This is a genomic window from Deltaproteobacteria bacterium, assembly GCA_020845895.1.
Lineage (GTDB): Bacteria > Lernaellota > Lernaellaia > JACKCT01 > JACKCT01 > JADLEX01.
Genome location: JADLEX010000127.1, coordinates 21,071 through 27,449 on the forward strand (window position 1 = coordinate 21,071; position 6,379 = coordinate 27,449).

The window sequence follows — 6,379 nt, forward strand, 5'->3', positions numbered from 1 at the left end:
GACAAGGGGGCTCGTCACGAAGAACAGAAAGTTCGGAAAAAATTCATCGGGCGTTCGTCGCGCGCAACCGGTTGCGCGACGAGAAAATCGATCTGGACGTATTTTTCTTTTGACAACGGCCCACCTGCGGTGCAACGTAACGGAGTCCTCACAGTTTGAAGCGGTGCGCGTCTTCGCGCAATCGGGCGGGTTAGTCACAATACGCGGAGGGACAAGTCATGATTTTGCGACGTGGGTGGTGGCTTCTCCTGGTGGCTTCTGTTCTCATGGTGTCGTCGGGTGTTGTCGGATGCGGATGCGGCGACGATGACGACGACGACAGCGGGGGCGGCGGCGACGACGATACGGACGACGACACGGATGACGATGTCGGCGACGACGACACCGGCGACGACGACACGGCGGACGACGATACCGACGATGATACGGACGATGACGCCGACGACGACACGCAGCCCCAATGTGTTGATGCCGACGGCGACACGCACGGCGAAAATTGCGACGCGGGCCCCGACTGCGACGACGCCGACGAGAACAATTGGGATTCGTGCGCGTCGTGCGTGGACAACGACGGTGACCTCGTCTTCGCGGGTTGCGATGCCTACGACACGATCGACGGGCCCGACTGCAACGACTTCGACCCCGACATGTGGCAGTTCCTCACGGGCTACACCGACGAGGACGGCGACCTGTACCCGGGCACGCCGAACGAGGTGTGCGCGGGAGGATTGCTGCCGGTCGGGTATTACCCCGAATCGACCGATTGCGACGACGCCGACATCCTCGTGAATCCCTCCGGCGTGGAACTTCCCGACGACGGTATCGATCAGGATTGCTCGGGCGAGGATTATACGTCCGCCGATTCAAACGGCTACTTCGTGGACGGCGCAGGCGGCAACGACGCGAATCCGGGAACGAAGGAGTTCCCCGTGGAAACGATCGCGCAGGGTGTGATGCTCGCCTCGGTGACGGACGGCGGAACGAACGTGTACATCGCGGAAGGCGTGTACACCGAGGACGTCACCACGACGGTCGCGTCCCTATACGGCGGATACAACGGCACGGACTGGTCGCGCGACATTGAGACCTACGAAACCGAGCTCATCGGCTCGGTCGATGCCGGTTTGACTGTCGGGGGGGCGACGGATGTCGCGGTGGACGGCATGACGCTCCGGGGCAGCGATGCGATCGCAACGAGTTCGACGGGTTTGGTCGTCATCCTTTCCAACGGCGTACGGATCAGCAATTGCCGCATCTTCGGCGGCGACGACAACACCGCGGGCGGATCTTATGGAGCGGCGGTCTTGATGACCTACGACGCCATGCTCGTGAACAACGAGATTTCCGGTGGCGAAAACGCCACGGCCGAGGCGGGTGGAATCTACGCCATCGTGGACGGATTCGACGTGGTGAACAACACGATCTCGGCGGGCGAATCGGGGGTCGGCGCGGTGGGGGCCTATGTCTATTCGCACGGCGACGCGACGATTCGCGACAACGTGGTGGACGGTGGCGAAGCGCCCGGCTCGACGATCACCTGGTTCCAGGGCAACATGACTTCTGACCGGAACGATATTCGCGGCAACACGTTCACCGCCGGCAACTCGTCGGCCGGACCGCGCATGGTCGTTTACCTCTCTTCCGCCTTGCCGGGACAGGTGCTGTTTCAGGATAACCTCGTCGAAGATGTCACATCCGCCGGACCGCTCTATCAGGGTCTGATCTTTCTAGGCCCGGCCAACCTGACGGTCGAGGGGAATCTGGTCGGCGGCTCGAGTAACGCCACGACGGCCCTGTCATACGGCGCGATCGTGGACGGCCCGGGGAACTTCCACTTCGCCAACAACATGTTCGATGGCGGGCAGGCGACGGCGAGCACGACGGCGATGATTCTCGACGTCGACGATCTGGGCGGCGCCTTGGTGAACAACACCTTCGTCGGCGGGGTCTCGGATCTCAACTCGATCGGGGTCTATGTCGATATCGACGGCGTGGGCGGCACGGCGGCGATCGACATGGTCAACAACATCATCGACGCCGGATCGGGCTCGGCGAACATCTATTCCCTGTATCTGGGCCAGGCGACGGAAGCGGGACTCATGCGCCTGCACGGCAACGACCTCACGGGCGCCTCACCCGATTGCCTCATCTACGCGAGCACCGGCGCGGAGTGCACCACGACGATCGGCGACGTGCACGATTGCGACTGGCACGACTGCGGCGCGGCGGACGGAAATCTGAACGTCAGTCCGCAGTACGTGAACGCCGCCGCGAATGACTACCACCTCGCCTCGGGCAGCGCGTTGCGCGACGCGGGAGTCAATCCGCTGATGTACGTCGCGGATCCGTTCGGGTTCGCATGGCGGGATTTCGAAGGTGATGTCCGGCCCGCGGTCTCGACGTGGGATATCGGCGCGGACGAGTTCATTCCGTAAGCGCGACGTGGCCAAACGAACGGGCGGCCCGCTTCGGCGGGCCGTTCGTCATTCCACGGTGTGGATCTCGATGCCCAGCCCGCGCGCCTTTTCGACGAACGCTGACGGGTCGTCCACAATACGCTCGGGCGCGTACACGCCGCCGGGTTTGCCGTCGAATTCACCCGCGAGCAGCCCGCGCACCGCCAGGTAGCACGGCACCGAGGTAATGTGCGCGATGTGGCCGACGTAGGTGTAGATCCGCTCGGCGAACTGGCCTTGGTGCGTGCCCGTCACCTCGATGCGCCCCACCGACTTGTTCGGGTCGCTCGACCCCGAAAACAGCGGCAGGAACGGCGACATGAACTTGAGCGTGGCCGAGCGCCGGGCGTGCGTCTTCGTGATGCCGAACTGCGAGAGGAACGAGACGAAGGGAAAGATCCACGCGGGATTCGTTCCCCCGTGCAAACTCACGTAACGCAGCCCCGGCAGGAACATCGGCAGCGTTACCGATTCGGCGTGACCCGTATAGAAAACCGGGATCTCGCAAACGGGCTCGGGGAAGTTCACGAGTTTCTTGCCGTCGCCGGTCTGCACCCACGCACGTCGGCCGTCGCGCCACTGAAGCGTCTTGCCGGTCATGAGGTGCATGACGTGCAGGATATTCGCCGGGCCGACCTTTTCGTTGCTGCCCGCGCCCCAATTCACGCGGATCTCACGCGGTGTGTCCATCGAGAGGTAACCGACCTTGGCGAGGATCTGCGTGAGGCCGGGGGAGTTGCCGAATCCGGAGAGAATCTTCACATTCGCCGCGCGGGCCGCGTCCTCGAGTTCCCAGACATTCAGGAACGCGTCGTAGTCGTCGGCGATCGAGACGTAAGGCACGCCGGCCTCGATCGCCGCCGCCGCGCAAGGTTTCTCGAACCGGTAAAATGGCCCGATGTAATTGACGACGCACTCGTGTCCGGCCATCGCGCCGACGAGCTGGTCGTGCCACGACGCGTCGACCTCGATACCGCGAAATCGCGGTCCCCACTGGGCCGCCACGGTGCGGGCGCGCTCGCCGGAGATGTCGGCGAGGGTGATGGACTCGATGACGTCGTCGTCGCGAAGAAGCGGAAGCATCGCCGCGGCCATTTCGCCGCAACCGCCGAGAAACAGCACTTTCATGATTCACCCCAAAGAAAGCATGCGCTCGCACGCGGATGCGCCGGGATGATAGGACAACGCCGCGTACGTGACCAGAGAAAACACGCGTCGTGGGCGGTTAAAACTCGAATTCGGAATTGACGACGACGAGCCGCTCGGGATCGCGCTGAACCGTTTCGCCGGCGATGTCCGTCCAGCGTTCCTCAAAGCGGTTCTCGCGCCCGTTCACGCAGAAGCGCACGCCCTCGATCGGCTTCACCCAGATTCCGGCCAGCACGCTCGTTTCCTCGTCGCGGTAGCCCTCGCCGGTGTCGGCATCGTTGGTGTCGTCCGGATCGAATCGGTCGAATCGCGCGACGAGTCCGAAGTTCGTCCACAGACGCGTATCGGCCCAGAATGACAGCACCGTGCTCGTGATTTCCGGAACGGCGAGGTCATCGCTCGTCACGTCGCGTCGGATGTATTCGCCCGTCACCGATGCGCCGAAGGCGTCGTTGAAGTTGACGTCGTACTGCGCGAGCCCCTCGAGCACCGTGTGCGCCACCTCGGGAGATTCGGCCTCGACCAGGTCGCGCCGCCAGAAGCCCATCACCTTCGCCCCCGCCATCCATCGCGACATGGCGAAGGGCGCGAGATGCACGCGCGCCTCGAACGCCTTGCCCGCGCCGGTTTCCGCCGCGCGCCCGCCCTCGCCGTTGAGCGCCGTCAGCCGGTAACCGCCGAAACCGCCCGGGAACTCGCCCCAGAGCGAAACGCCCATGTCACCGTACGGACTGCGCGAGAGCCGCCGGTCGAACATCGGATACTCCTGCACATACCGATGACGCCAGAATTTCGAGATGCCCGACGTGTAGGCGTCGGAGATCAGGCCGAAGTCGAGCTGCAGGTAGCGGAACTGCGTGTAACGCAGGTATGCCTTGTAAACGATCACGTCGTACGAGCCGCTGCGCGCCGTTCCGTAGTCGCGGAGCACTTCGACCTGCGACTCGTCCTCGGGGGTGGCGGGGTCATCCGCCTCGCCCGAATCGACCATGGCGGTTTCGAGATCGCGCGTGCGCACCGCGCCGAAGATCAAGTGCCCGCCCCAGCGCTCGGTCAACTGCCCGTCGAGGCCGATCCAGATGCGGTTCAGTTCAAAAGCGGAACGGTCGTTGTCGCCGAATCGTGGGTCGTGTTCGTTGTAGCCTGAGACATTGTACTCGTAGTTCGCGAAGACCTCGGCCCAGGGTTCGACTTCAACCGGTCTTGCGTCGGCCGCGCCGGCAAACACCGTGACGACGAATACCGCCGCCACCATTGCCCGAACACGAAGGTGCACCATGGTTTCGCCCACCCGCCGTTCTCCGCAATACAAGGGAAGCCCCGAAGAAATCGACGCAGCATAGCGTTCGGTCGTGGGGGAGTCCACCAAATCGGCTGCGGTCGACATCCCCTGCCTCCGCGCCCAAAAATCCAAAAAGCTCGCGGAGTTACTGAGCCATTCGCGCTCTGAAAAAAACGTGTGATGTCCTGCGTCCGGGGTTCGGCAAATAATCTCTGCCCCGGCCGGGATGGATTGGCGAGGGTTTGGGAGTTGGGTCGCTTCGATACGCGCGTCGTCCGCGCCGCAAATCATAGTCACATTTTCATTGACAACCGTAATCGACCTGTGTCACCGTCAGTGATATTTTCCGGTGAACGCGCTCGGACAGCTTTGAAACGAGACGCTTCGTCGAATGATCGGGAACCCGAAAACCATCGCCCTCCGCGCCTTCAACGCACCAATTTGGTTGTGCATCTTCGCGGTGCACCTCGCGCTCGTTTTTCTTCTCCTCCCCGCCTGCGATTGTGAATCGCCCGATTCATCCGACGAAGCCTTGGCGAAGTCGGACGACGATTCCTCCGATGACGACGCCGACGACGACGCGGGCACGACGACCACCACGTCGCCGACCACAACAACCGGACCATCGACCAGTTCCACGACGACCGTCGTGCCGACGAGCTCGACCACGACCACGATCCCCGGTTCGGGCACGGCGTGCGATCCGTTTCGCTACACCGCCGTCGACGGCCCGGACGTTCCCGATTTCGGCCCGTGGCCCGAATACACGATCGGCGCGATCACATATCGGCAGTATATCTCCGGCAGCGCGGGCGTGGGACGGAACGCCGTAGCACTCGATGCCGACGGACGCACGTGGGTGTTCGGCATGGTCGGTCGGTCGTTCGATGCGTACGTGTTTGACGACGACGGATCGGTCGAGCGCGAGATCGTCGACCCGGCCGGCGGCGCGAACTCCGAGATCTTTCGCGACGCGAACGGCGCGTTTCACGTCGTCTACATCAACACCAATCGAAACGAGATCCGATACGCCACGAATGCCGGCGGCGAATGGACTCAGACACTTCTTCTGTCGGTCCCCGAAGCCGGTTTGGACATCGGCGCGGCGCGCGCGGCGGACGGCACGCTTCACGTCGTCTACTCGTGCTTGGAATCGGACGACACGGGCGTTCAGTACCTGAAATGGAAAAACGGAATTCTCGCCGAGGAGTCCATTCGAGACCCCGACGGCGAAAACGGGTTCTGGTCGCCGTCCGTCGCGCTTGATTCGGCGAATCGGCCTCACGTCGCCTACTCGGGCGAACTCGGCATTCGCGTCGCGGCGCGGTCGGATTCGGGATGGGACGAATTGGTTTCCTACGACGGCCGCGGCGACACCGAAATCCTGATCGACGAAAACGACGCGATCCACATTGCGTACGGCGGAGATCCTCTCGGCCTGCACGTGGCGGACAACGCCGGCGGAACTTGGTTCACGTCGGCCGTGGACACC

At 63.3% G+C, this 6,379-nt stretch carries 4 protein-coding genes; 2 read left to right on the forward strand and 2 right to left on the reverse strand.

From position 1 onward, the window contains the following. Positions 1-218 precede the first annotated feature (218 nt). Complete coding sequence (locus IT350_17590) at positions 219-2,435, forward strand: right-handed parallel beta-helix repeat-containing protein (GenBank protein MCC6159870.1); 2,217 nt, start codon at positions 219-221, stop codon at positions 2,433-2,435. A 48-nt stretch (positions 2,436-2,483) separates the two neighbouring features. Here the strand turns inward: IT350_17590 and IT350_17595 are convergent, their stop codons facing one another. Further along, on the reverse strand, positions 2,484-3,584 hold the full coding sequence (locus tag IT350_17595) for a saccharopine dehydrogenase NADP-binding domain-containing protein (GenBank protein ID MCC6159871.1): 1,101 nt from the start codon (positions 3,582-3,584) through the stop codon (positions 2,484-2,486). 97 nt (positions 3,585-3,681) lie between these two features. Beyond that, a complete protein-coding gene (locus IT350_17600) occupies positions 3,682-4,896 on the reverse strand; it encodes a hypothetical protein (protein MCC6159872.1) in 1,215 nt (404 codons plus the stop codon). A 523-nt stretch (positions 4,897-5,419) separates the two neighbouring features. Between IT350_17600 and IT350_17605 the strand changes: the two genes are divergently transcribed. Further along, positions 5,420-6,379: hypothetical protein (locus IT350_17605; protein ID MCC6159873.1), on the forward strand; the 960-nt coding region annotated here is incomplete at its 3' end.

Bases quoted from the DNA above. Each gene is read 5' to 3' on its own strand.
- IT350_17590 (MCC6159870.1), top strand. From the start codon at position 219: ATGATTTTGCGACGTGGGTGGTGGCTTCTCCTGGTGGCTTCTGTTCTC.
- IT350_17595 (MCC6159871.1), bottom strand. From the start codon at position 3,584: ATGAAAGTGCTGTTTCTCGGCGGTTGCGGCGAAATGGCCGCGGCGATG.